The 23,644-nt window shown below is 60.3% G+C and carries 22 protein-coding genes; 13 read left to right on the top strand and 9 right to left on the bottom strand.

The window, feature by feature from the left end; translation table 11 throughout:
* Positions 1-75: 75 nt before the first annotated feature.
* Complete coding sequence (gene wrbA, locus QWI18_RS09305) at positions 76-681, bottom strand: NAD(P)H:quinone oxidoreductase (RefSeq protein WP_192133900.1); 606 nt, start codon at positions 679-681, stop codon at positions 76-78.
* The gene (gene arsC, locus QWI18_RS09300) at positions 678-1,031 is read right to left on the bottom strand and encodes an arsenate reductase (glutaredoxin) (RefSeq protein ID WP_065992834.1); all 354 of its coding nucleotides are present in this window, start codon (positions 1,029-1,031) and stop codon (positions 678-680) included. The genes wrbA and arsC overlap by 4 nt, the downstream gene beginning before the upstream one ends.
* A 135-nt stretch (positions 1,032-1,166) precedes the next feature.
* On the opposite strand from arsC, the gene QWI18_RS09295 reads away from it, so the two are divergent.
* The gene (locus tag QWI18_RS09295) at positions 1,167-1,634 is read left to right on the top strand and encodes a TlpA disulfide reductase family protein (RefSeq protein ID WP_192133896.1); all 468 of its coding nucleotides are present in this window, start codon (positions 1,167-1,169) and stop codon (positions 1,632-1,634) included.
* Positions 1,635-1,678: 44 nt separating this feature from the next.
* Here the strand turns inward: QWI18_RS09295 and QWI18_RS09290 are convergent, their stop codons facing one another.
* Positions 1,679-2,191, bottom strand: a complete 513-nt coding sequence (locus QWI18_RS09290) for a GNAT family N-acetyltransferase (RefSeq protein ID WP_369318687.1) — start codon at positions 2,189-2,191, stop codon at positions 1,679-1,681.
* 332 nt (positions 2,192-2,523) lie between these two features.
* Between QWI18_RS09290 and QWI18_RS09285 the strand changes: the two genes are divergently transcribed.
* The 6 genes from QWI18_RS09285 (at position 2,524) to QWI18_RS09260 (ending at position 7,397) form a co-directional block, all read left to right on the top strand.
* Positions 2,524-3,300 (top strand): hypothetical protein, encoded by a 777-nt coding sequence (locus QWI18_RS09285; protein WP_369318686.1) that lies wholly within the window; start codon positions 2,524-2,526, stop codon positions 3,298-3,300.
* Entirely contained in the window at positions 3,269-3,769 is a 501-nt protein-coding gene (locus QWI18_RS09280; RefSeq protein ID WP_369318706.1) for an RES family NAD+ phosphorylase, read from the top strand. Before QWI18_RS09285 ends, QWI18_RS09280 begins: the two co-directional genes overlap by 32 nt.
* Before the next feature lie 273 nt (positions 3,770-4,042).
* Complete coding sequence (locus QWI18_RS09275) at positions 4,043-4,654, top strand: glutathione S-transferase (RefSeq protein ID WP_065992842.1); 612 nt, start codon at positions 4,043-4,045, stop codon at positions 4,652-4,654.
* Positions 4,655-4,854: 200 nt separating this feature from the next.
* Complete coding sequence (locus QWI18_RS09270; protein WP_369318685.1) at positions 4,855-5,367, top strand: hypothetical protein; 513 nt, start codon at positions 4,855-4,857, stop codon at positions 5,365-5,367.
* Between the two features lie 7 nt (positions 5,368-5,374).
* A complete protein-coding gene (locus tag QWI18_RS09265; protein WP_065992844.1) occupies positions 5,375-5,815 on the top strand; it encodes a DUF421 domain-containing protein in 441 nt (146 codons plus the stop codon).
* A gap of 277 nt (positions 5,816-6,092) precedes the next feature.
* Positions 6,093-7,397 carry a PAS domain-containing methyl-accepting chemotaxis protein gene (locus QWI18_RS09260; protein WP_369318684.1) on the top strand — a complete coding sequence of 435 codons (1,305 nt, stop codon included), beginning with the start codon at positions 6,093-6,095 and terminating at the stop codon, positions 7,395-7,397.
* Between the two features lie 104 nt (positions 7,398-7,501).
* Here QWI18_RS09260 and QWI18_RS09255 read toward each other — a convergent pair whose 3' ends face one another.
* On the bottom strand, positions 7,502-7,885 hold the full coding sequence (locus QWI18_RS09255; protein ID WP_065993238.1) for a response regulator: 384 nt from the start codon (positions 7,883-7,885) through the stop codon (positions 7,502-7,504).
* A gap of 240 nt (positions 7,886-8,125) precedes the next feature.
* On the opposite strand from QWI18_RS09255, the gene QWI18_RS09250 reads away from it, so the two are divergent.
* The 4 genes from QWI18_RS09250 to QWI18_RS09235 all read left to right on the top strand — a co-directional run bounded on the left by QWI18_RS09250 (position 8,126) and on the right by QWI18_RS09235 (position 13,605).
* On the top strand, positions 8,126-9,937 hold the full coding sequence (locus QWI18_RS09250) for an ABC transporter ATP-binding protein (RefSeq protein WP_369318683.1): 1,812 nt from the start codon (positions 8,126-8,128) through the stop codon (positions 9,935-9,937).
* A 206-nt stretch (positions 9,938-10,143) separates the two neighbouring features.
* Positions 10,144-11,271, top strand: coding sequence for an acyltransferase family protein (locus QWI18_RS09245; protein WP_369318682.1), 1,128 nt, complete (start codon positions 10,144-10,146; stop codon positions 11,269-11,271).
* 234 nt (positions 11,272-11,505) lie between these two features.
* The gene (gene katB, locus QWI18_RS09240) at positions 11,506-12,981 is read left to right on the top strand and encodes a catalase KatB (protein WP_065993239.1); all 1,476 of its coding nucleotides are present in this window, start codon (positions 11,506-11,508) and stop codon (positions 12,979-12,981) included.
* A 69-nt stretch (positions 12,982-13,050) separates the two neighbouring features.
* Positions 13,051-13,605, top strand: a complete 555-nt coding sequence (locus QWI18_RS09235) for an ankyrin repeat domain-containing protein (RefSeq protein ID WP_369318681.1) — start codon at positions 13,051-13,053, stop codon at positions 13,603-13,605.
* A 29-nt stretch (positions 13,606-13,634) separates the two neighbouring features.
* On the opposite strand, the gene QWI18_RS09230 is transcribed toward QWI18_RS09235, so the two are convergent.
* From QWI18_RS09230 to QWI18_RS09210, 5 genes are all read right to left on the bottom strand, one after another.
* Positions 13,635-15,554, bottom strand: coding sequence for an ATP-binding protein (locus QWI18_RS09230; protein ID WP_369318680.1), 1,920 nt, complete (start codon positions 15,552-15,554; stop codon positions 13,635-13,637).
* Positions 15,555-15,719: 165 nt separating this feature from the next.
* Positions 15,720-16,124, bottom strand: coding sequence for an META domain-containing protein (locus tag QWI18_RS09225; RefSeq protein WP_296309909.1), 405 nt, complete (start codon positions 16,122-16,124; stop codon positions 15,720-15,722).
* Complete coding sequence (locus QWI18_RS09220) at positions 16,121-16,558, bottom strand: hypothetical protein (protein ID WP_065992852.1); 438 nt, start codon at positions 16,556-16,558, stop codon at positions 16,121-16,123. The genes QWI18_RS09225 and QWI18_RS09220 overlap by 4 nt, the downstream gene beginning before the upstream one ends.
* Positions 16,559-16,643: 85 nt before the next feature.
* Positions 16,644-17,630, bottom strand: a complete 987-nt coding sequence (locus QWI18_RS09215) for a 2-hydroxyacid dehydrogenase (RefSeq protein WP_369318679.1) — start codon at positions 17,628-17,630, stop codon at positions 16,644-16,646.
* Positions 17,631-17,786: 156 nt separating this feature from the next.
* Positions 17,787-20,540: a response regulator gene (locus QWI18_RS09210; protein ID WP_065992855.1), complete on the bottom strand. Its 2,754-nt coding sequence runs from the start codon at positions 20,538-20,540 to the stop codon at positions 17,787-17,789.
* Positions 20,541-21,435: 895 nt separating this feature from the next.
* Between QWI18_RS09210 and QWI18_RS09205 the strand changes: the two genes are divergently transcribed.
* Together QWI18_RS09205 and QWI18_RS09200 are read left to right on the top strand one after the other, a co-directional pair.
* Positions 21,436-22,182, top strand: coding sequence for a response regulator transcription factor (locus QWI18_RS09205; RefSeq protein WP_369318705.1), 747 nt, complete (start codon positions 21,436-21,438; stop codon positions 22,180-22,182).
* 8 nt (positions 22,183-22,190) lie between these two features.
* On the top strand, positions 22,191-23,579 hold the full coding sequence (locus QWI18_RS09200; protein ID WP_369318678.1) for a histidine kinase sensor domain-containing protein: 1,389 nt from the start codon (positions 22,191-22,193) through the stop codon (positions 23,577-23,579).
* The last annotated feature ends 65 nt before the right edge of the window (positions 23,580-23,644 follow it).

The following is a 23,644-nucleotide window of genomic DNA, read 5'->3' as shown; positions in this document are numbered from 1 at the left end:
CGGCAGGGGCTCTGTGCTTTGACCCGGTTTGAGCAAGGGGTTCCAGCAATCGCGCGCGAGCAACGCCTTGAGCTATCAGCCCTTGGGCGGATCGAGCAACAGCGCGGTTCTCGCCAGCCGCTGACCCAACGATCGGCACAGCGCGGTTTCGTGCTCATCCAGCGCGCGTTTGCCGTCGGCGCCGGCGTGATGACTGGCGCCATAAGGCGTGCCGCCGCCACGGGTTTCGATCAGCGCCGCTTCGCTGTAGGGCAGGCCGCTGATGAGCATGCCGTGGTGCAGCAGGGGCAGCAGCATCGACAGCAACGTGGTTTCCTGGCCGCCGTGCAGGCTGGCGGTGGAGGTGAACACGCTGGCCGGTTTGCCCACCAGTGCGCCGGTCAGCCACAGGTTGCTGGTGCCGTCGAGAAAGTACTTCAGCGGCGCGGCCATATTCCCGAAGCGGGTCGGGCTGCCCAAGGCCAGGCCCGCGCAGTTTTTCAGATCATCCAGTGTGGCGTACAACGCGCCGGCCTCCGGAATGCTCGGCGCCACGGCTTCGCAGTCGGTAGACACCGCCGGCACCGTGCGCAGGCGCGCTTCCATGCCGGTCATCTCGACGCCACGAGCGATCTGCCGCGCCATCTCCGCGGTCGCGCCGTTACGGCTGTAAAACAGAACCAGAATGTACGGCGCGCTCATGGCAGGATCTCCAGAATGTTTTCCGGCGGACGACCAATTACAGCCTTGTCGCCGACGACGAGAATGGGGCGTTCGATCAACTTGGGATGGGCCGCCATGGCGGCGATCAGTTGCTCGTCGCTCAGGCCGGTGTCGGCCAGGTTCAGGGTTTTGTACTCGTCTTCACCGGTGCGCAGCAGTCCGCGAGCACCGATGCCGAGCTTGCCCAGCAGCTCGCGCAGTTGCGCGGCATCGGGCGGGGTCTCGAGGTAATGAATGATGGTCGGCGTCAGGCCGCGGGCTTCAAGCAATTCCAGCGTGCCACGGGATTTGGTGCAACGCGGGTTGTGATAAAGCGTGAGATCGGTCATTTGCGGGTCGCATCTTGCCTGAGGTGGCGGCTATTCTACCTGCGTCACGGTAACGACCGGTAACACGCGGCGAGCGATGCGCGGCCGGCGTCGCGTCTCTCTAGAAAGAAAGAGCATCCAGAAGGAAACAGCATCATGGCAAGGCGATTGGCGGCGGCGGCAGCACTGATTGGAAGTCTGTTGCTCAGCGGGTGCGGCGTGGATCTGGGCACGGACCAGAATGGCGAGAAAGTCGCCAGCAGCCGCGTCGACAAACACTGGCTGGTGGTCAATTACTGGGCTGAATGGTGCGGTCCGTGCCGAACTGAAATCCCCGAACTGAACAAGTTGTCCGAGCAGGTCAAAGGGCAGAACGTCAGCGTGTTCGGCGTCAATTTCGACAACCTCCAGGGCGAAGACCTGAAGAGCGCCAGCAAAGCGCTGGGCATCACCTTCACCGTGCTGGCCCAGGACCCGGCCGATCACTACGACCTGCCGAAAAGCGAAGCCCTGCCGGTGACCTACATCATCGACGACAAGGGCAAAGTGCGTGAGCAGTTGATGGGCGAACAGACCGCGGCGGGGGTGATGCAGAAGCTGGCGGAGTTGAAGGGGAAGGGCTGAGGCAGATCAAGTCAGCTTAGGTTCACAACGGGATTGCTCGCTGATTAACGCTCATCGGCCAGAAGCGCCCAGCGCTCGTGATCGCACCAGACTCCGGCGATCTGAAGGTATTTCGGGGAGAACCCCTCTTTCCGAAATCCCAGGCGCTTGACCAGCGCGATTGATCGCACATTTTCAGGCTGAATATTGGCCTCGATACGGTGAAGACCCAGCTCTTCAAAGGCGTACCGCGTCGTCAGTTTTACCGCCTGGGACATTCTTCCCGTCCCGGCAAACGAGACCATGCCCCAGTAGCTGAGATACGCGTTCTGAAATCCTTTATAGAAAATCTGGCTCAGGTTGGTGACTCCAACGATGTGACCCGATTCGGTATCGCGAGCCAGCAGCCCAACGCTAGCGCCTGTGGTCTGAGCGGAGTACCACTCCTCGAAGCCTGAAGCGGTTATGAACGGCTGTACCCAGCGGCCGTGATAGTCCCGGCTTTCCCGGTTGGCGTGGAGAAGCTCGTCGATATCGGCGCGCGTTACCCGGGCGAGCTTGACGTCTGACATTTCCATAATCTCTTCTCTTTGCCTGCTTTCCCGATGGCTTATTCGGATTGCTGACGCCTATGTTGCCGGGAGCCTGTTTCTTGCGAATCTGTGATTTCCATGATGAAGACGAAACTATCCTGAGTCCAATCAGACTGGAGATTGGGTTTGCGCTGGCGGCCAATAGTGGGTTCTCACCAGCGTCCGCTACCGGCCAAAAGCAGACACTGGAAACGCTACTAAGCTAGGGACGATTCATAGCACCGTTTTAGCCTCCGCCTCGACTGTAGACCGCACAAGCAGGATCGAGGAAATGATAGGATCCTGGCCGAGCATAAAACCTACAAAGGGGCAATGTGATGGTTTCACTATTAGCAGAAATCATGCATGACATCCTCCTCAAGGAGGAAGCCGAGGAGTCCATGTTTGTGTGCCTACCGTGCATTGGTGACACTTGGCTCAAAGGCCGCCCCTCCAAGCGCGCGATGCCACGGACCTGCGCTGCCTGTGGAACGTCCACGCTGGTGGCGCTCACATCCAAAACTATTGCAGAGACCATCAAGGACAAACTTTCAGACCACTTTGCCATCGACTTTGGGCTTTACCCAGGCTACGAAATGACGCTCAGTCAAATTATTGGTCATGCAATCCACAGTGAATCGGAAGCTGTGTGCAACGCGGTAGCCGAACGACTCATAGACCCCGATGCAGATGAGGAACACTTTTACTCTCATGGGCAGGAGTATTGTAGGGCTTCCAGCCGATTCGAGTCCGAGGAACATGAGCGGTGGTGGATCGAGGGTGAGTGGACACAAGTAGCAACTGAGTTGGTTCATGGCCGTAGGTTTTTCAATACCAATGCCAGCCGGTTTTTTGAATCCCTGATGGCGGAAGCGATACTGGCCGGTAGTGATGCACATGCTTACACGACCTCGGCCGTCAAGGTAGTCCCAGAGAACACTTGTTTTTATCGAGCACGAATTGCCGCTACACATGCGCAAATCCTGGAGTTTCAAAAAAATCCTTCCAAGGAATTAGGAGCCCCCCCCCAAGGATCGCGCGGCGAACAACCGGATGAGCCCGGCAGGCGTGCCCTTGCTTTACGTGGCCGCCGACGCCCAGACAAGTATTGCTGAGGTACGGCCTTCGATCGGAGACAAGGTGGCGGTAGGGGAATTTATCTCCAGTCGGCATTTGGAGTTTTTTGATTTCACAGCACTTACGGCGCTTCAGCACAAAGAAATCAGCTGGTTCGAGCCTGGCTATAGGGAGCGCACTGACCGTCGGTTGTTGCTTGAGTATCTTCACGATCTGATCGCCCGTCCTGTGCGCGCTACCGATACCGATTATGTAATGACCCAAGCGCTGGCTGAGTTCATTCGGTACTACCGAAAGCAGAGGTTTGATGGCATCTCGTTCCGCTCAGTGCAGCGAGAGGGTGGCGTCAACTACGTGATTTTCGATAGGAGCAAGCCTGAGGCATTGCAGACCCCCGATTGGGTACCCCAGTTCGACCTTGTCGTATCGCAAGAAGCAGTATCGATCTTTGAAGTAGCGCGAGTTGACTATCTCACGATAAACCCACCGACTAATGGCATTGCCTAGCTTGCTGCAAGCCTGCCGCGACAGCTAGGCAGTCATCACCCGAGCCGACCCCACCGCCCTGTGGAGCGGGTTGTCCAGAGTCTGCTCTTGGCCAACTGCGGCCGACTGCGTGATATTTGGGTATCTACCCCAACCTTCTGGCGTACCTTCGCTATAGTCAACCGACGCTTTTAGCCTAACGACATCGCCTGTACTCCCTGGAAACACTAAATTCCGCTTTTCTGCCGCAAAGCCAATAAATAGGATTGATCCCACTAGAAAGGAGTGCGCTCTATGAAACTGATTGGAATGCTGGACTCCCCCTATGTTCGCCGTGTGGCGATTTCGCTGGATGTCATGGGTGTGCCGTTCGAGCACTCAGCGCTTTCGGTATTCAGCGAGTACGAAGCATTCGGTGCGATCAATCCTGTGGTTAAGGCGCCGAGTTTGGTGCTGGATGACGGTAGCGTGTTGATGGATTCGACGCTGATCATCGACTACTTCGAGGCGCTGAGCCCGGCTGAGCAAAAATTGATGCCACTCCAGGCCTTGCCTCTGGCCGCATCGCTGCGGATCTTGGGGCTGGCATTGGCTGCCTGCGAAAAAGCAGTGCAGATCGTTTACGAATACAAACTGCGACCGGAGGAAAAACGCCATCAGCCCTGGCTGGAGCGGGTAACCCAGCAGTTGTTGGCTGCTTGTCGCGCATGGGATGCCCTAATGTCGGGACGGCAACCGGTTGCGCCAGATAGCCCGGGGCAGGTCGACATCACCAGCGCCGTCGCTTGGTCGTTCATTCAGTTGATGGTCGCTGATGTGGTCAGGGCGGATGCGTTCCCGGCGTTGCAGGCACATGCGGCACGCTGGGAAGCTACCGAGCTATTTAAACGCTACCCCCAAGGTTGATTGCCCAACCCAGAGCGGAAGTGCGGTCGGCTCGATCGCTGAACTCGACCCAACGCGGTCCCTAGCCTGATCAAAGCGCTGAATCCAAAGACAAGCTCAGCGTCTCACATGCCCCCTCGCAATCAGCAGCGCACGCCTACCCCACCAGAACTTCCCAAAGACCAAAGCGGTCACATCGCTAGTCCCGACGAGTGATGCGTATGAGCCTCTTAGAGCAGGAAATGCAGGACCGTGTACACCCCGTAGCCGAGGACCTTACGCTGCAGCGTAAAGTCTGGCGGTTCCAGAGGGTGGGCTGGTATGTGCTGACGGCGGTTGTCATCCTGACGTTGCTCGGTTTGTTTTCCAGAGGCCCGCTCAGTTCGCTCGAAACGGTGAGTGAGCAGGGTGACCTGACGGTGCAGTACGAGCGTTTCCACCGCGCCGGCGGGACCAATCCGATGATCGTTCAGGCCACGGGGCAGCCGGGCAAAGAGATCACGCTGTCGATCAGCAAGCCCATGCTGGATGGCTTCAGCATCGAGTCTATCCAGCCGCAGCCGGTCCGCTCCGTGGGCAGCCCCCAAGGTTTGAGTCTTACGTTCCCTACCGACAAGAGTGGTCAAGTCACGCTCTTCATTTCATGGCGCAGCGACGGCATCGGGCTGTTTAAAAGCCAGATCAGCGTCGTGGGCGGCGGCCACATTCCCCTCACTCAGTTCATCTACCCATAGGTGCTCAATGGATGCCGTACTACGCGCGGGTGCGATTTACCTTGCACTGATGGTGCTCTTCAAGATTTCTGGCCGACGATCATTGGGCGAGCTGACGTCGTTTGATTTTGTGCTGCTGATGGTCATTGGCGAAGCCACCCAGCAAGCGCTGCTGGGCGATGACTTCTCCGTGACCAATGCGATTCTGGTGATTGTGACGTTGATGGTGATCGACATCGGCCTTTCCCTCGTCAAGCGGCGCTCCAAACGCTTGGCCAAGCTGATCGATGGGGGGCCGACGATCATCGTCGAAAACGGCGCGTTCCTGCGCCATCGCATGCACGAGGCCCGTGTCCAGGAGGACGACATTCTGGAGGCCGCCAGAATAGAGCAGGGCTTCGAGCGGGTGGAGCAGATCAAGTACGCGATCCTCGAGCGAAACGGCAAGATCTCGATCATTCCTGCCTGATCATCTGCCCCGACACGGCCTGATGGGAGAAGCTTCCAGCGCCGCAAGCGGCTTGGTCAGCAGGGGCACCCCAAGGCTGGATATCAGATCTGGCCGTTGCTCCCTCCGCGTAGCTCGTTTGAAACACACCTCGCAAGCGTGGCCCCTATTACTGAACAATTTCAGCGAGTTGACGGCCAGTTATTCAGCCAGGCCGATAAAGTTTTGGTCGCTGAAGACGATATGAATGGCAAGGTGCCATGGAGGAGGCCCGTCACGCATTTCGAGTGTGTACAACATGTCCAATTTTTTCCTTCTTCGCCGTGATCGTCGCGCGCTGAAGCAATTGCTGGCCTCGATCATGAGCGGCAACAATCCTGAGGTCGCCCAGTGCAAAGAAGGTCCAGCGGTCCTGGACGCCTGGCGCCTGATCCAGTCCTCTCATGATCAATATCAATCCCGCATCGGCCTGCTCGAGAAGGAGCTTGAGGATGCCCGCGAGTTGCTTCGCGAATCAGCAGCCTCCGCGTCAGCGCACGAGATCCGATTCGATCTCGTCAATCGCGCGTCCAGTGAAGGTCTTTGGGACATGGAGGTCGTGGCCGGCGACCCCGTCAATCCCGGAAACCGCTTTTGGTGGTCGCAGCAATTCCGCAGCCTGCTGGGCTTCAAAGACGAAAGGGATTTTCCGAATGTGCTCGCCAGTTGGGCGGATCGGCTCCATCCGCAGGACAAGCAGGCAACGCTCGACGCCTTCGCTCGTCATCTCAACGACAAGTCCGGAATGACCCCGTACAAAGTCAATAACCGGCTCGCCATGAAAGACGGTTCGTATCGTTGGTTCCACGCACAGGGTGAGACACTCCGCGACGAGCGAGGCACGCCCATCCGTGTCGCCGGCTCGCTCCGGGATATCCATGACCAGTTGGAGCGGGACCAGGAGCATGACGTCATCATCACCAGATTCGAGCTGGCGCGGGAGATGCTCTCGGATGGGCTGTGGGATATGGAGGTCATTGCCGGCGACCCTGTAAATCCCAAAAACCCGTTCTGGTGGTCACCCCAGTTCCGTCGGTTGCTGGGCTTCGAAACGGTCGAGGAGTTTCCAGATGTCTTGGACAGCTGGGCATCCAGGTTGCACCCGGATGACAAGGACAGAAGCCTCAGCGCTTTCGGGGCTCATCTGAATGACCGATCAGGCAAGACACCCTTTGATATCGAGTACCGGCTGAGGATGAAAAGCGGCGAATATCGGTGGTTCCGTGCGCGAGGCCAGACCAGGCGTGACCCCGCCGGCCTGCCTGTGCGCGTAGTCGGTGCCCTTGTGGACGTCAACTTGCAGCACGAGCAGGAAGTTCTGAGGGAAACAGAGGTCAAGCATCAGCAGACGCTTGAGCACAATATCGAGCAATTGTCCCAGATCGTGGGGACGATCCAGAGCATCGCCAGCCAGACCAACCTTTTAGCCCTGAATGCGGCTATTGAGGCTGCACGTGCGGGGGAGGCGGGTCGGGGCTTCGCAGTGGTTGCCGACGAGGTTCGCAAGTTGGCAACGCGCACCACTGAAGCCACTGAGCAGGCAGCCGGCATGATTGCCCGCTAGCCCTAGCTTCATTCAACCCCCTGGTTCCTTGAACCAGGTTGAGGTCTGAAAAGCAGTGGTTCGGAAGAAGACTTTCCAACGCAGACGCCCTGGGATCGGCAGGATCACTGTCGGTTTATGGCCAGGGCTAATGCGCGCCGACAAATTGTACCTATGTCCAGGGAATGCCAAGGTTTGGGGATGAACAGTGGGGCATATCCAGACTCCAGGATTTGTTGCCCTCGTCCCCCCGAGGACAAGATCACGGGGATGCGGGGCCAATGAGCTTGCACCCGATTGGCCAGGCCGATACCGCTCAGCCCCCCCGGCATATGAATATCAGACAGGATGAGATCCGCCCCTCCTGAGGTCTCGCACAACCATTCCCAGGCGTCGTCGCCTGTCTCTGCTGTTACGACCTCGAAGCCTTCCGTCTCTAAAATTTCATGGATCAAACTGCGAATGAGCCAGTCATCTTCCACGACTAATACGGTTGATAACACTGTCATGAGCCCATGCTGGTTTGTCGTGCAGTTGGACTGGGCCACTGTCTGCGGGTTCCCGCTTCCGATACAGCGGTAGTCTAGGTGGGTTTGCCCGGTTATACCGCTCTAATTCGGTGGTGTGTTGTTGTATCCAAGGCCTGAATCGCCCCTGATCATCTGGACAGCTATGAACAAGATCGACAGAGCGTGCCGAACTAGTCGGTACAATCCCCCGTCACTGACAACCCGGAGCCTGGGCCTTTAATGTCGTTGTTCAATCGTTTGACTGCATTTTCAACCCAGAGCGGCAGGGCGGTCGGCCTGGTCTGGGCGACTTCCCGCCCCTTGTTCAGCGGCTTGATCGTGGCGACGCTGATCGCCGGCATCTTACCCGCGCTTGCCGCCTGGATCGGCCAGCGGATCGTCGATGCGGTGGTTCAGGCGATGCAGATCCATGGCAGTGGCAGCCAGGCGCCGGTATGGCCTGTCCTGCGTTACGTGCTGGCCGAGGCGGGCGTATTGGCGTTGCTGGCCGCGGCGCAACGGGCGCTTTTAATGCAACAAGCGCTCCTGCGGGTGCAGTTGGGGCAGAAGGTCAACCTGATGATCCTGGAAAAGGCCCAGACCCTTTCGCTGCTGCAGTTCGAAGACTCAGCCTTTTACGACAAGCTGGTGCGCGTGCGCCGCGATGCGTCGGCCCGGCCACTGGGCTTCGTCACAAAAGGCCTGGGGCTTACGCAAAACCTTATCTCGCTGGTCAGCTTCGCGGTGCTGCTGGTGCATTTTTCCCCTTGGGCGCTCTTGATCCTGGTGTTCGGTGCGCTGCCGGTGTTCTTCGCCGAGACGCATTTTTCCGGTAATGCCTTCCGCCTGTTTCAACGTCGCGCCCCGGAAACCCGCCATCAAAATTACCTGGAGGCACTGCTGTCCCATGAGTCGCACACCAAGGAGGTCAAGCTGTTCGGCATGGCGCCGTTGTTGCTGCAACGCTACCGCGACAACTTCACGCGCCTGTACGCCGAAGACCGTCGGCTAACCGTGCGACGCGACGTCTGGGGCTTTGTCCTCGGGCTATTGGGCACTGCCGCGTTCTACGTGGCCTACGCCTGGGTGGTACTGGACACCGTGCGCGGCCAGACCACACTGGGCCAGATGACGATGTACCTGGTGCTGTTCAAGCAAGGCCAGGTCGCCATCACTGCCAGCCTCAGCGCGATTGCCGGTTTGTACGAGGACGGCCTGTACCTGTCCGACCTCTACGAATACCTCGGGGTGCCGGTGGCACCTGTACGCGGCACGCTCAAGGCCGGTGCACGCCCGGGCGACGGCCTGCGCTGCGAGCGCTTGGGATTCCGCTACCCGGGTGCAGCGCACGCCACGCTCAGCGACATCAGCCTGCACCTGACGCCTGGCATGAGCCTGGCACTGGTTGGCGAAAACGGCTCGGGCAAAACCACCTTGATCAAGCTGCTCACCCGGCTCTATACCCCTGACGAGGGCCGGATCCTGCTGGACGGCAGCGATTTGCAGGACTGGGACGAACAGGCTTTGCACCAGCGCATCGGGGTGATCTTTCAGGACTACATCCGTTACCAGATGACCGTCGGCGAAAACCTTGGGGTGGGTGACGTCGACGCTTTCGACGACCAGGACCGTTGGCGCGAAGCGGCCACTCAAGGGATCGCCGCCGAATTCATCGAACGCTTGAGCAACGGCTATCACACGCAGCTGGGGCGCTGGTTCGTGGGTGGGCAGGAGCTGTCCGGCGGGCAATGGCAAAAGCTGGCGCTGTCACGGGCCTACATGCGCCGTGGGGCCGATCTGCTGATTCTGGACGAACCGACGGCCGCCCTCGACGCAGCGGCCGAGGCTGCCGTATTCGAGCACTTCCGCGATTACGCCAAGGGGCGCATGACGCTGCTGATCTCTCACCGATTCTCCAGCGTGCGCAACGCCGACCACATCATCGTGCTGGATCAGGGCCGGATTCTGGAACAAGGCACCCACGTGCAACTGACGGCGGGCGGCGGGCGCTATGCGAGCCTGTTCGACATTCAGGCGCGTGGGTATCGGTGACGACCCAGGCTGGCCACTGACGAGGCAAGACTGAGTTGGGTAGGGGCTTGCAACAAACCCTTACCCCACGTCACGAAAAGTCTTCGACCACCGCTCCTTGCACAAAACCGTCCCTGCACTATGGTTCTGCCTTAGGTAGTACGCGACCGAACCCCGACGGGTTGCTTTAGGCGCTTTCGAGCGATGGCAACTTATCGGGGGTTTACATGCAGGATGTGAAACGATTTCACGCGCTGGACAGCCTGCGCGGTATCTGCGCAATAGCGGTCGTCCTTTACCACACCCATCTTGTCGGCAGCATCACGGAGTGGACCTTCTTCGCCAATGCCGACTTGTTCGTCGAGTTCTTCTTTGTTCTCAGCGGTTTCGTCATGGCGCACGCCTACGGCAGCAAGCGTCAACTGGACTTCAGTCGCTTCCTGATTTCGCGCACCTTCCGCCTGTTGCCCCTGCACGTGTTCATGCTCGCGGTCTTCATTGGCCTGGAATTTCTCAAGTATGCCGCCTACAAGCGTGGCTTTTCCTTCAATCAAACGCCTTTTACCGGCATCTACGCGCCGTCGCAGATCCTGCCCAATCTTCTGCTGGTGCAAAGCTGGACGCACCTGACGGAAAACCTGTCATTCAACACCGCGTCCTGGAGCATCAGCATCGAGTACTGGACCTACATGTTGTTCGCCGCGACTGTGTTGATGGCTTCCACGCGGCGATACCTGCTGTGGGCCGTCATCGCCCTTTGCGGATTTGCGCTGCTTTACCGCCAGATCGATGTGCTGACCGTCTACGCGCAAAAAGGCGTGGGCTGTTTCTTTGCCGGGGCATTGGCCTACGCCTTTTTCACCCGCTCAAGACGCTGGATTGCCCCTGGCTTTGGGTTGCTCAGCGTGCTGGAAGCCCTGTCAGCGCTCGCCATCTGGTGGGTGCTGACCTCTGAGTTGTCGCAAAAGGTATTGGCAGCCAGCGCAGTATTCTGCGTGACCATCGTGGTGTTTGCCTTCGACGGCGGAGCGTTGTCCCGCGTGCTCAAGTATGAATTCTTCGCCCGTCTGGGGCGGTTGTCCTACTCCATCTACTTGACCCATCTGGCCATACTGTTCTTTGTTATTTCGGCCTTTATGGTGGTGCAGAAAAAAACCGGCTTTGACGTTGCGCCGATGCTGGGTGAAATTCGCTACCTGGACACCGGGCATGCCTGGCTGAATAACCTGATGGTGTTGCTGATTCTGGCGGTGGTCGTGACGATTTCCAGCGCGACTTATCACTATGTCGAGCTCAGAGGGCAGGGGGTGGGCAAGCAGTTATTGCGGCGCAGGATGGCGATGCCCGTGGGCTAAGGCAGTGATTCCTGTCCCAGCCAAAACCTCAACCCATTCAGTGCCGAGCGGACCGACCAGGACCGTCAGCACGTCAACATTTTTTAATTTATCAAGGACATAGTCAGAACCAATTCAGGAATGGCGGGCTCGGACCGTAGGCTTCTACTCTCAGAACAACCAAAAACAGAGAGAGAGACCGAGATGTACTTACCCCGATCCCCTATCGCCGCCAGCCTGATTGGCGCGAGCTTGATGGTCAGTTCTGCAGCGTACGCAGACACCCTGACCCGCGACAACGGCGCCGCCGTTGGCGACAACCAGAACTCCCAAACCGCCGGCCCCAACGGCCCGGTCCTCCTGCAAGATGTGCAATTGCTGCAAAAGCTCCAGCGCTTTGATCGTGAACGCATTCCGGAGCGTGTCGTGCATGCTCGCGGTACGGGCGTGCATGGCGAATTCGTTGCCTCCGACGACGCCTCCGACCTGAGCAAAGCCAAGGTCTTCAGCAAGGGCGAGCACACCCCGGTGTTCGTACGGTTTTCAGCCGTTGTCCACGGCAACCACTCCCCTGAAACCCTGCGTGACCCCCGCGGCTTCGCCACCAAGTTCTACACCGCCGACGGCAATTGGGACCTGGTCGGTAACAACTTCCCGACGTTTTTCATCCGTGACGCGATCAAGTTCCCGGACATGGTCCACGCTTTCAAGCCTGACCCGCGCACCAACCTGGATGACGATTCCCGACGTTTCGACTTCTTCTCCCACGTCCCGGAAGCCACCCGCACGCTGACGTTGCTGTACTCCAACGAAGGCACACCCGCCAGCTATCGCACCATGGATGGCAACGGCGTGCACGCCTACAAACTGGTAAACGCCAAGGGCGAAGTCAACTATGTGAAGTTCCACTGGAAAAGCCTGCAGGGCCTGAAAAACCTCGATCCCAAGCAGGTCGCTGAAGTGCAGTCCAAGGACTACAGCCACCTGACCAACGATCTGGTAGCCGCCATCAACAAGGGCGATTTTCCGAAGTGGGACCTGTACGTCCAGGTGGTCAAGCCTGAGGACCTGGCGAAGTTCGACTTCGACCCGCTGGACGCCACCAAAATCTGGCCCAATATTCCCGAGCGCAAAATCGGCCAGATGGTCCTGAACAAGAATGTGGATAACTACTTCCAGGAAACCGAGCAGGTCGCCATGGCGCCCGCCAACGTTGTGCCGGGTATCGAGCCTTCGGAAGACCGCCTGCTGCAAGGCCGGGTATTTTCCTACGCTGACACCCAGCTCTATCGCGTGGGCACTAACGTGCTGAGCCTCCCGATCAACGCGCCACGGGTCAAGGTCAACAACGGCAACCAAGACGGCGCGCTCAATACCGGTCATACCACTACCGGCGTGAACTACGAGCCAAGCCGACTCAATCCGCGTCCAGCGGCTGAAGAGGCGCGCTACAGCCAACTGCCACTGACCGGCAGCACACAACAGGCCAAGACTCAGAAGGAACAAAACTTCAAACAGGCGGGCGATTTGTATCGTTCTTACAGCGAGAAGGACCGCAAGGACCTGATTCAGAGTTTTGGTGAATCCCTGGCGACCACCGATACCGAAAGCAAGAACATCATGCTGTCGTACCTCTACAAGGCCGATCCGGAATACGGCACCGGCGTGACCAAGGTTGCCAATGGCGACCTGGCCAAGGTCAAGCAGCTGGCCGCTGCACTGAAGGACTGACCGACCCCCTCGGCCCGTTGGCACAGCGGGCCGAGGCTTTTGAGGACATCACCTCTTGGAGGACAACACATGCACAGAACCTTTTACGCGTTGTTGCTGTGTCTGACCGCGAGCGTGGTCCACGCCGGGCCGTCAGATACCGGCAGCACCGCCGACACCCAGACGCAACTGAAAGAGCTGTTTTTTCAAGCCGCCCGAGAGGGCCGACAAGACATGCTCAACGAATTCATCAATGCCAAATTCGACCTGAACGTACAGGACGAAAAAGGCTACACCGCCCTGATTCTCGCCGCTTACCACGGCCAACAACCTGCCGTCACCCAACTGCTCAACGCTGGCGCTGATCCCTGCGCCAAAGACCTCAGGGGCAACACAGCGTTGATGGGGGCGATCTTCAAAGGCGAACTCAGCATTGCTCGGCAACTGGTCGCCGCTAATTGCGCGCCCGATCAACGCAATAACGCGGGGCAAACGGCGGCCATGTACGCGGCGCTGTTCCATCGCAAGGATGTGCTTGACGCACTGGCCGCCAAAGGCGCGGATCTCAATGCCACAGACGCCATGGGCAATAAGGTGCAAAACCTTGAGCGCGGCGAGTTCCAGCCATTGCCGGCGACCCGATGATTGCTCCCAGGCTCTAAAGGTGAGTGGGTTCAGCCTGACGTCAGTAATTGCTGGGTCAGCGTCTTGAGGTGTTTCATTGCGAAAGGCTTGAGCAGCAATTCAGTCTGGCCGCTTTTCAAGGCGATCGCAGGGATGCTGTTTTCGGCGAAACCGGAGATGAACAAGACCTTGAGCGTGGGTCGCGCATCCAGCGCGGCTACGGCTAATTCATCGCCACTCATGCCGCCCGCCAGACCGATATCGGTGATGAGCAAGCTGACCTCAGGCAGTCGCTCTAGCTGCTGTAGCGCCTGCGCAGCGGTTGCCGCCCTGGCGACCTGATAGCCCATGTCCAACAGTGTCTCACTGATCAGATCGCGGATGGCGTCCTCATCGTCGACCACCAATATGGACCCGCTCAGCGTGTGAGCCTTGTCCTCGGCCGCCGTTGGCAAGACGACCCCTGGAGCCGGTGCCGTACCTTGATGCAAGGGCAGAAACAGGTTCACCGTCGTGCCTTTACCTACCTGCGACTCGATCTGGACGTCCCCGGATGATTGTCGGGCAAAGCCGTGGACCATCGAAAGCCCCAGGCCAGTGCCGGAACCCAGTGGCTTGGTTGTGAAGAACGGATCGAATGCACGATCGAGCACGCTGCGCGGCATACCTGTGCCGGTATCGCTGACACTGAAACGTGCATATCCACCTGCGCTCAGCGTCCCGGTGGCTTGCGCCGGCTCGATGCGCACAGCGGTGACCTCAATCTGTAGCCGGCCACCTTGCGGCATGGCGTCGCGCGCATTGATGCACAGGTTCAGTAGCGCGTTTTCCAACTGGTGCGCGTCGCAAAAGCACAGCACCGCGTCCTTGGCCGCCAGTACCTCCAGCTCTATACGAGGGGTCAGCGTTCTGCTGATCAGGTCCTCCATTTCCTGAACCAATAAGGCCGGATCGATGACCGTACTTGCCAGTGTCTGGCGCCTTGCATAGGCCAACAGACGATGGGTGAGGGAGGCGGCGCGATCGGAGGCATTGCGGGCCAGACCCACGTATCGTTGAAGTTCGGCGTGCCTGCCTTGGGCAAGGCGTTGTTCGAGCATGTCCAGGCTGCTGGTGATCACTGTCAGCAGGTTGTTGAAGTCATGGGCCAGACCGCCGGTCAGCTGACCGACCGCTTCCATTTTCTGACTTTGCTGTAATTGCGACCTGACCTCTTCGAACGCTTCCTCGCGTTCTTTTTGAAGAGAGATGTCTCGGGCCACCGCGAAATAATGCCCCTCGCGACGTGCAATTCGCCAGTTCAGGTGCAACGGCGTCCCATTGCTGCGCGGGCCCTGGCTATCGAGCTCAGCGACCGGCAGCTCGCTGAGTCTGCGCAAGGCATCGGACAACTGCGAAGGAGAGATAAAGCTGAAAAATGCCCCGTCTTTGAGTGCATGTTCGGCGTGTCCCGTCTCGGTTTGCCAGGAGGGATTCATCGCAACGACTTCGCCACGTTCGGACAGCATGCAGATCAGGTCGGGGGAGACATTCCAGATGCCATCCCGCTCAAGGGTGCGCCGCTCAACCTCAAGCTCCAGACGATCATTGAGATCGGAAAGCGCGTTCAAGCTCTTCTGGAACAATGCGCAGATGACTGACATGCCGAAGGTCACCAATGCGAAGCTCGCGCTGCTGGCCCAGGTCGAAAACCCGTCGTTGAAACCGATTTCGCCGATGAAAAAATATTGCGCAGTGAGAACCGCAAGCACGCAACCAAAAGCGGATGGCCCGACCCCGAAGCAGAAGCCGATGAACATCAATCCGGGAATGAAAAACAGGTAGGGCAGGGCGGTGAAGGGAAGCAGCGAACGAAGCGCGCAGCACAGCATCACTATCAGAAGTGCGCCCGCATAACGAGCCGGTTTGCTCCGCCGAGTGCGGGCAAAGCGTCGAACCAGCTCAAGGCGCGATGACAAAATACTGATCAAGTGGGCTCCAAGGGTCCAATCCGTACTCTCGGGCACGCCTGGCAAGTCGTGCATCAATGGGAGGGAACACGGTGTAAGGGCTATCGGCCAAAGCGCGGGCTGCATGAGCGGCCTGCGGCATCCGGCTATATGCGCAAGGATGGCGATGCCCGTGGCCTAATGCATTCAGTCCTCTTCCAGCCAAAACCGCAACGGTTTGCCCTGCGCCGGCCACAGCCGCAATTGCTCGATGGGCGACACATCCCACCTCTGCACCTTGCCCATCGCTTCAAGGAATCGGTGTTCCTGCTCCATCAGCGCCGGCGCGCACAGTTTGCGGGTACTGCCGACCGGGCCGAAGGTGATGGCATCGCCCTGCAACTGGTATGACGCGAACCAGTGATTGCAGCCGGCATTGCCGTAGGCGCGGCCGTCGTTGCCGAGGGTCATGGTCAGGTGGCTGTTGTCGATCAACGGCCGTTCACCGATCCATTCCAGCACGTAACCATGGTCCTGCTTGAGGGCAGGTGATTCGGTGGCGCATCCCGCCAGCAGCGTGGCCGCCAGCAGTGTCAGCAGAAGCGGTTTCATGCGGCTTTCTTCGCGCAGGCAGGGCAGAGGTGGTTTTCGCCGACGACCTTCCAGCCCAGCTCCTCGATGCGCGCGGTGGCGGCAGGCTTGAGGGCTTTTTTGCCGTCCTTGCCGTCAACCATGAACTCGATGTCGCGCTCTTTGCCGCAGTCGTTGCAGTTGACTTTCCACTGATGGATCGCCAGCTCGGTGAACGCCGGGCCGTTGGCGACGGCCACCCACTGACCGGTCGGGTTGATCAGGTGGCGGACTTTTTCGACGTTCAGGCGCATGAACAGCTCTTTGCTGCCTTTGACGGTGACCAGCAGCACGTCGTCGGGCTTGATCGAGCCGCCGTTGCCGGTCACTTGATAACGACCGACGGCGAGGCTGCGGCATTCGATCAGGGTGTGTTGCGGGGTGAGCATGCTGTAACGGAAATCGTGTTCGGCCATGGGGGTCTCCAAATAGGCGCGCATGCTAACACTTTAGAGGATGAATTCTCGCGGCCGACCACCCTGTGACCGGCAGCAAGCATGCTTACTGCACCAGGTTCTGCGGGCTGCCCGCCGCCCAGCCGGTGATGTTATCCAGCGTAGTCTGGGCGATCGCGCCGAGGGCCTCTTTGGTCAGAAACGCCTGATGGGCGGTGATCACCACGTTGGGAAATGTCAGCAGACGGGCCAGCACATCGTCCTGCAGTGGCAGATCCGAGCGGTCCTCGAAAAACAGCTGGGCTTCCTCTTCATAGACGTCCAGTCCGAGGTAGCCCAACTGGCCGCTCTTGAGGGCGTCGATCAGCGCCGGCGTGTTCACCAGAGCGCCGCGCCCGGTATTGATCAGCATCGCGCCGCGCTGCATGCGCGACAGCGAATCCGGGTTGATCAGGTGCCGGGTGTGATCGTTGAGCGGGCAATGCAGGCTGATGATCTGCGCTTCGGCGAGCAGTTCGCCGAGGGGCAGATAACGGGCGCCCAGTGCTTCGACCCGCGGGTTGGGGGACGGATCGTAGGCCAGCAATTGGCAGCCGAAGCCCGCCATGATCCGCGCGAACGTCGCCCCGATCTGGCCGGTGCCGACCACGCCGACGGTCTTGCCCACCAGATCGAAACCGGTCAGGCCGTGCAGGCTGAAATCGCCGTCGCGGGTGCGGTTGTAGGCGCGGTGCAGGTGGCGGTTCAGCGAGAGGATCAATGCCACCGCATGTTCGGCGACGGCATGGGGCGAGTAGGCCGGAACCCGCACGACGCTGAGGCCGAGCCGCTTGGCGACGGCCAGGTCGACATGATTGAAACCGGCCGAGCGCAGGGCTATTAATCGGGTGCCGCCTGCGGCCAGTTGCTCCAGCACCGGTGCGCTCAGGTCATCGTTGATGAACGCGCAGACCACCTCGTACTGATCGGCCAGCGCCACCGTGTCCAGCGTCAACCGCGCGGGCTGGAAATGCAGCTCGATTTCCGGGGCGATCTGCGCGCCAAGAAAACTCTCGCGGTCGTAGGTCTGGCTGCTGTAAACAAGCGTGCGCATGGTTGCTCCTTAAATGGCCTGACGTATGGCTGTCGCAGCAAACAAAGGTCCTGTGGGAGTGAGCTTGCTCGCGAAGGCGTCCTGTCAACGCCCTTCATTTGACCTGACCCACCCCCCGCAGCCTATCCATCACAGAGCAAAAATCAGTGACTTGGATCAAGCCGTCACGCGCGCCTCGGTTTCCAGTCGGCTGATGGCCTTCTCCAGTTCATCCAGGGCCTTGTCGCTGTCCGCCGATTCCTGCTTCAGCAGGGTCTCGCTGCGCTGGCACGCCGCGCGCAATTGCGGGACGCCGCAGTAACGGGTGGCGCCGTGGAGGCGGTGGACGCGTTCGATCAGCGCGACGTTGTCCCTGGCCTCGCGTGCAGTGAGGATGGCCTCGCGGTCAGTGGCGAGGGAGGCCAGCAGCATCGCCAGCATGTCTGCCGCCAGATCGGCTTTGCCCGCCGCCAGCCGCAGCCCTTCTTCGTGATCCAGGACCTGCAGATTGATGCCGCCCTGAGCGATTTCGATCGGCCGCTCCGGCGCTTGATTGCGCAGCGCCAGCCCGGTCCACTTCAGCACCACCTGCGCCAGTTGACGCTCGCTGATCGGCTTGGTCAGGTAATCGTCCATGCCGCTCTGCAACAGCGCGCGTTTCTCGTTGGCCATGGCGTGGGCGGTCAGGGCGACAATAGGCAGCGACGTGGCCTGACGCTCGCTCTCCCAGCTGCGAATTTCTTCGGTGGCCTGACGCCCGTCCATGCCCGGCATCTGCACGTCCATCAGCACCAGATCGAAGGGTTCATCCTGCACCGCTTGCACCGCCGCATAACCACTGTCGACGGCCTTGACCTTGGCACCCATGTCTTCGAGCAAGGTCTGCACCAGCAACAGATTGGCCGGGTTGTCGTCGACGCAGAGAATGCGCGGCGGCCGGCTCGACAGCGGCTCCGGCACCTCGTTGCGCAACTGCTTGGGCTGGATCAGCTCCGACAGCGCGCGGCGCAGTTTGCGCGTACACGCAGGTTTGGCCTGCAACTGGTTGTAGGCGTCGGGCACGGAAAACTGATACAGCGCCTGTTCGGTGGTCGGGCACAGCACCAACACTTTACAGTTGAGGTTTTCCAGATCCCAGATCTGCTGGCGCAGGCGCTCGGGCGGCAGTTCGTGGGCGGTGACGCCGAGCACGGCCATGTCGATGGCGTGGGGCGTCTGGTGCACCACCGTCACGCCGTTGATGAGGTTTTCCAGATTGTTGAAGACCATCGGCTGCAGACCGCAGTCTTCCAGCTGATGCTCAAGCGCCTGACGCGACAGGTCGTGATGCTCCAGCACCGCCACTCGACGGCCCAGCAGCGGCGGGGCGGGCAGGTCTTCGAGGTCGTCGCGGGTTTTCGGCAGCGTCAGGCTGATCCAGAACTCCGAACCTTCCCCCGGCGTGCTCTCGACGCCGATCTCGCCGCCCATTTGCTCGACCAGCCGCTTGGAAATCACCAGCCCCAGTCCGGTACCGCCGGAATGCCGCGACAGGGAATTGTCCGCCTGGCTGAACGCCTGGAACAACGCGCGCACGTCCTGGCTGGAGAGGCCGATGCCGGTGTCCTGCACGCTGATGCGCAACTGCACGGTGGTGTCGTGTTCCTCCTCCAGCATCGCCCGCGCAACGATGGTGCCCTCGCGGGTGAACTTGATCGCGTTGCTGACCAGGTTGGTCAGTATCTGCCGTAGCCGCAGCGGATCGCCCACCAGCGACAGTGGCGTGTCGCGATAGACCAGACTCACCAGCTCCAGCTGTTTGGCGTGGGCGGCGGGGGCGAGGATGGTCAGGGTGTCCTGCAACAGGTCGCGCAGGTTGAAGGGGATCGCGTCGAGGACCAGCTTGCCGGCCTCGATCTTCGAGAAATCCAGAATCTCGTTGATGATGCTCAAGAGGTTGTCGGCGGATTTTTCGATGGTGCCCAGGTAATCGTACTGACGCGGGGTCAGTTCGCTTTTCTGCAACAGGTGGGTGAAGCCGAGGATGCCGTTGAGTGGCGTGCGGATTTCATGGCTCATATTCGCCAGAAACTCGGATTTGATTCGGCTGGCCTCCAGGGCTTCCTTGCGCGCCAGGTCCAGCTCGATGTTCTGGATCTCGATGGTTTCCAGGTTCTGGCGCACGTCTTCGGTGGCCTGCTCGATGCTGTGCTGCAATTCTTCCTGGGCGTTCTGCAACGTCGCCGCCATGCGGTTGATGCCCGACCCCAGTTCGTCCAGCTCGTAACTGCCCATGGGCGGCAATCGCGCTTCCAGATTACCGTCCTTGAGCTGGGCGACGACGTGTTTGATCTGGGTGATCGGGCCGTTGATGGTGCGGCTCATGCGCAGCGACAGAATGGCGGTCAGACCGAGACCGATGACAATCAGGATGAGGCTGGCGAACAGGCTGCGATAACCGCGCAGCAGGGTGCCGTTGTGGGACAGCTCCAGCTCGACCCAGCCGAGCAGGCGGTCGGCTTCGGCGGGAACCACATCGCCGGTGAGGTGGCGACTGCGCCCGAACACCGGCATCAGGTAGCGGGTCGCGTCGTTTTCCGAGCGCTGCAGCATGTGCGTGCTGTTACCGATGGGGGCCTGATTGATCATGCTGGGACCGGCGTGGGCCAGCATTCCCCGCTCGGCATTGAGGAACGACACCGCGCGCACGTCGGCCTGCTCCAGCACCTGGCCGGCGATGCGTTCGAGCATGGCCTGGTCACCGCTGGCCAGCGCGGCGGCAGACAGCGGCGCCAGCTCGTTGGCAATCATCTCGCCACGCTTGAGCAACTGGGTCTGCAACTCGGTGAGCTGCATCCAGGTGAAATACCCGCCCAGCAGCGCCGCCATCAGGCACGCCGGCAGCAGAGTCAGCAGCATGACGCGGCCTTTGATGCCCACTTTTCTCAGCACACTTCTTCTCCAACAACCCGGCACGAATTCAGGCAACCGCTGCGCCAATGCAGCGTGTGACGCTCGATCACTGCGCAGTGTAGTCATTTGCGCCTCGTGCACACAGTGCGCCGACGCATGCCGACCTGATGGAACTGGACACTTCCCTTGTAGGACTTGATTTAGCCGGGAAGGCATTGGAGATCACACCGCAAAATTTGCTGGTGCCCAAACCGGCCTCTTCCCGGCTGAAGCCAGTCCTACGGGAGCGCAGCGTGCACACTTGATGGAGCTGGACATATCCCTTGTAGGACTGGCTTTAGCCGGGAAGGCATTGGAGGTCACACCGCGAAATTTGCTGGTGCCCAAGCGGGCCTCTTCCCGGCTGAAGCCGGTCCTACGGGAGCGCGGCGTGCACACTTGATGGGACTGGACATATCCCTTGTAGGACTGGCTTTAGCCGGGAAAGCGTCGGGCGTCACGGCGCAAAATACGCGTCGTTCACACCGGCCTCTTCCCGGCTAAAGCCATTCATACGGGAGCGCGGCGTGCGCACTTGATGGAGCTGGACAATCCCCTCGTAGGACTGGCTTTAGCCGGGAAGGCATTGGAGGTCACACCGCGAAATTTGATGGTGCCCAAACCGGCCTCTTCCCGGCTGAAGCCAGTCCTACGGGCGCGCGGCGTGCGCACTTGATGGGAATGGACATATCCCTTGTAGGACCGGCTTTAGCCGGGAAAGCGTCGGGCGTCACGGCGCAAAATACGCGTCGTTCACACTGGCCTATTCCCGGCTAAAGCCGGCCCTACCGAAGCACGTTGCTCCCATTGGAGAACGCATCGCCGGCAGGCCAGCATTGCCCCATGGCGCGCAATCTTGAATAATCCGCTGCTTGAGAATCAATCGCAGACGCCAATGACTCCCGCCAGCATTCACCGCCCCCACATACTCGCCATCGAGGACGATGTCGTGCTCGGTGCGTTCGTTCATGATCAGCTTGATCGCTGCGGGTTTCAGGTGACCTGGTGCCAGAACGGCGTCGAAGGGCTGGCCTGCGCGCAACGCGAACCGTTCGACGTGGTGGTGATGGACATCCTGCTGCCGGGCATGAACGGCCTCGACATCCTCACCCATCTGCGTCGCCGCCACAGCATGCCGATCATCCTCATGTCTGCCCTCGGCGCCGAGGCCGACCGCATCACCGGCTTCCAGAACGGCGCCGACGATTACCTGCCCAAACCCTTCAGCGTCGATGAACTGCGGGTGCGCATCGAGGCGATCCTGCGCCGGGTCGACCTGGAACGTCGCTTCCACGCCCTGACGGCGATCGAGCCCGAGCCCAGCGTCGAAAAAGTCGATGAAGACAGTTTGACCTTCGACGAAGCGCGCTGTGACGTCTTCTTCGCCGACGCCCCGGCGCAATTGACCGGCAGCGAATACCGTCTGCTGGAAACCCTGTGGCGCAATCCCGAAGACGTCCTCAGCAAAGCCTTCCTCTATCAGCACGTCTTGCAGCGCGGCTACTCGCGGCATGACCGCAGCCTGGACATGCACATCAGCCAGATTCGTCGCAAGCTCAAAGCCGTCGGCTATCAGGCGCGGCAGCTGCGCACGGTCTGGGGCAAAGGCTACGTGCTCACGGCGGCGGTGGCGGATGCCTGAGGTGTTGAATGCCTGAGTCACGCAAACGGCTGCCCGGCCGGCATTCGCTGTTCTGGAAACTGGCGGTCCTGCTGGTCGGCTTCTGCCTGCTGATGATCTGGCTCAGCTGGTATTGGGGCCGCTACATCGAGACCCGCAACGCCTATCTCAACGCCGAGGCCCATCAGGTGCTGAACGACTACGCGGCGCAGGCCGAACGGGCGTGGAGCAGGGGTGGCCAGCGCGGCGTCGACGAATGGCTGAAGCAGGTCCGTCAGCAGGAACCCGGCTGGGTCGGGGTCATCGGCAGCGATTTGCAATCACTCGGCAGCGCGCGGCTGACCCGCGAGCAGTTCCAGCGCCTGACCTTCATGCGCGGCATCGACTGGCCGATGAGCACGCGGCAGAAAACCGTGCCCTGGCTGAAGATCCCGTTTCCCGGCAACCCGGACGCGGGCAGTCTGGTGATCGAACTGCCGGAGCGCTTCAAGCCGGGCCGTTATGCGCTGATCGGGCAGATACTCACCAACGGGCTGATTCCCGCGCTGTTCACCCTGCTGTTGTGCGTCGGGCTGTATCGCCTGCTGATTCGCCCCCTCAATCAACTGCGTGAACAGGCCAACGCATGGCGCGCCGATCGGCTGACCAGCCGACTGTCGCCGCAAATGACCGAGCGCCGTGATGAACTGGGTGAGCTGAACCGCGCCTTCGACCACATGGCCGCGCGCCTGCATTCGACGGTGCAGGTTCAGCAGCAGTTACTGCGCGATCTTTCCCACGAACTGCGCACGCCCCTGAGTCGCCTGCGGGTGGCCTGCGACAGCGAGCAAAGCCTGCCCGAACTGCGCGAGCGCCTGAGCCGGGAGGTGGATGGCATGCGCCGGCTGGTGGACGACACCCTGCAACTCGCCTGGCTCGACACGGAGCGCGAAAAACTCCCCGGTGAGGACATTCAGGTGGCGGCGCTGTGGGAGATGCTGGTGGATGACGCCTGTTTCGAAACCTGCTGGCCGTCCCGTCAATTGCGCTGTGATCTGGACAGCGAGTGCTGGGTCAGTGGCCATCTCAACACCCTGGCCCAGGCGCTGGAAAACATTCTGCGCAATGCCATCCGCCACTCACCGCCCGAGGGCATCGTGCGCCTGGACGGTCGGCGTGAGGGCGATGACTGGCTTTTGTGGCTCGAAGATCAAGGCGGCGGGATCGACGAGGGCGATCTCGAGCGGATCTTCGCGCCGTTCATCCGCCTCGACGGTGCACGCCCGGGCGACGGTGGTTTCGGCCTGGGTCTGAGCATCGCGCGCAACTCGCTGCGCCTGCAGGGCGGGGACTTGTGGGCGGAGAACACCGGGCAGGGCTTGAGGATGATCATGCGGTTGCCGGCGCGGAACAATCCGCCTTATTCCATTCAGCGATAACCCCCTCACTTTGCGTGATATGGGCTGGCGGCGATTGCCGGTATGATAGGCGACCCCCGCACGTC

Origin of the sequence: Pseudomonas sp. W2Oct36 (assembly GCF_041060465.1) — a bacterium.
Lineage (GTDB): Bacteria > Pseudomonadota > Gammaproteobacteria > Pseudomonadales > Pseudomonadaceae > Aquipseudomonas > Aquipseudomonas graminis_B.
Note: the sequence above shows the minus strand (reverse complement) of the source record. Positions and strands in the feature narration are given on the sequence as shown.

What these genes read in the sequence shown, in the direction of transcription:
- arsC (WP_065992834.1), bottom strand. Translation starts at nt 1,031, where the DNA reads ATGACCGATCTCACGCTTTATCACAACCCGCGTTGCACCAAATCCCGT.
- QWI18_RS09250 (WP_369318683.1), top strand. Translation starts at nt 8,126, where the DNA reads ATGTCGTTGTTCAATCGTTTGACTGCATTTTCAACCCAGAGCGGCAGG.
- QWI18_RS09290 (WP_369318687.1), bottom strand. Translation starts at nt 2,191, where the DNA reads ATGGAAATGTCAGACGTCAAGCTCGCCCGGGTAACGCGCGCCGATATC.
- QWI18_RS09270 (WP_369318685.1), top strand. Translation starts at nt 4,855, where the DNA reads ATGAGCCTCTTAGAGCAGGAAATGCAGGACCGTGTACACCCCGTAGCC.
- QWI18_RS09200 (WP_369318678.1), top strand. Translation starts at nt 22,191, where the DNA reads ATGCCTGAGTCACGCAAACGGCTGCCCGGCCGGCATTCGCTGTTCTGG.
- QWI18_RS09275 (WP_065992842.1), top strand. Translation starts at nt 4,043, where the DNA reads ATGAAACTGATTGGAATGCTGGACTCCCCCTATGTTCGCCGTGTGGCG.
- QWI18_RS09215 (WP_369318679.1), bottom strand. Translation starts at nt 17,630, where the DNA reads ATGCGCACGCTTGTTTACAGCAGCCAGACCTACGACCGCGAGAGTTTT.
- QWI18_RS09245 (WP_369318682.1), top strand. Translation starts at nt 10,144, where the DNA reads ATGCAGGATGTGAAACGATTTCACGCGCTGGACAGCCTGCGCGGTATC.
- wrbA (WP_192133900.1), bottom strand. Translation starts at nt 681, where the DNA reads ATGAGCGCGCCGTACATTCTGGTTCTGTTTTACAGCCGTAACGGCGCG.
- katB (WP_065993239.1), top strand. Translation starts at nt 11,506, where the DNA reads ATGGTCAGTTCTGCAGCGTACGCAGACACCCTGACCCGCGACAACGGC.
- QWI18_RS09295 (WP_192133896.1), top strand. Translation starts at nt 1,167, where the DNA reads ATGGCAAGGCGATTGGCGGCGGCGGCAGCACTGATTGGAAGTCTGTTG.
- QWI18_RS09225 (WP_296309909.1), bottom strand. Translation starts at nt 16,124, where the DNA reads ATGAAACCGCTTCTGCTGACACTGCTGGCGGCCACGCTGCTGGCGGGA.
- QWI18_RS09285 (WP_369318686.1), top strand. Translation starts at nt 2,524, where the DNA reads ATGGTTTCACTATTAGCAGAAATCATGCATGACATCCTCCTCAAGGAG.
- QWI18_RS09265 (WP_065992844.1), top strand. Translation starts at nt 5,375, where the DNA reads ATGGATGCCGTACTACGCGCGGGTGCGATTTACCTTGCACTGATGGTG.
- QWI18_RS09205 (WP_369318705.1), top strand. Translation starts at nt 21,436, where the DNA reads ATGACTCCCGCCAGCATTCACCGCCCCCACATACTCGCCATCGAGGAC.
- QWI18_RS09235 (WP_369318681.1), top strand. Translation starts at nt 13,051, where the DNA reads ATGCACAGAACCTTTTACGCGTTGTTGCTGTGTCTGACCGCGAGCGTG.
- QWI18_RS09220 (WP_065992852.1), bottom strand. Translation starts at nt 16,558, where the DNA reads ATGGCCGAACACGATTTCCGTTACAGCATGCTCACCCCGCAACACACC.
- QWI18_RS09255 (WP_065993238.1), bottom strand. Translation starts at nt 7,885, where the DNA reads ATGACAGTGTTATCAACCGTATTAGTCGTGGAAGATGACTGGCTCATT.
- QWI18_RS09260 (WP_369318684.1), top strand. Translation starts at nt 6,093, where the DNA reads ATGTCCAATTTTTTCCTTCTTCGCCGTGATCGTCGCGCGCTGAAGCAA.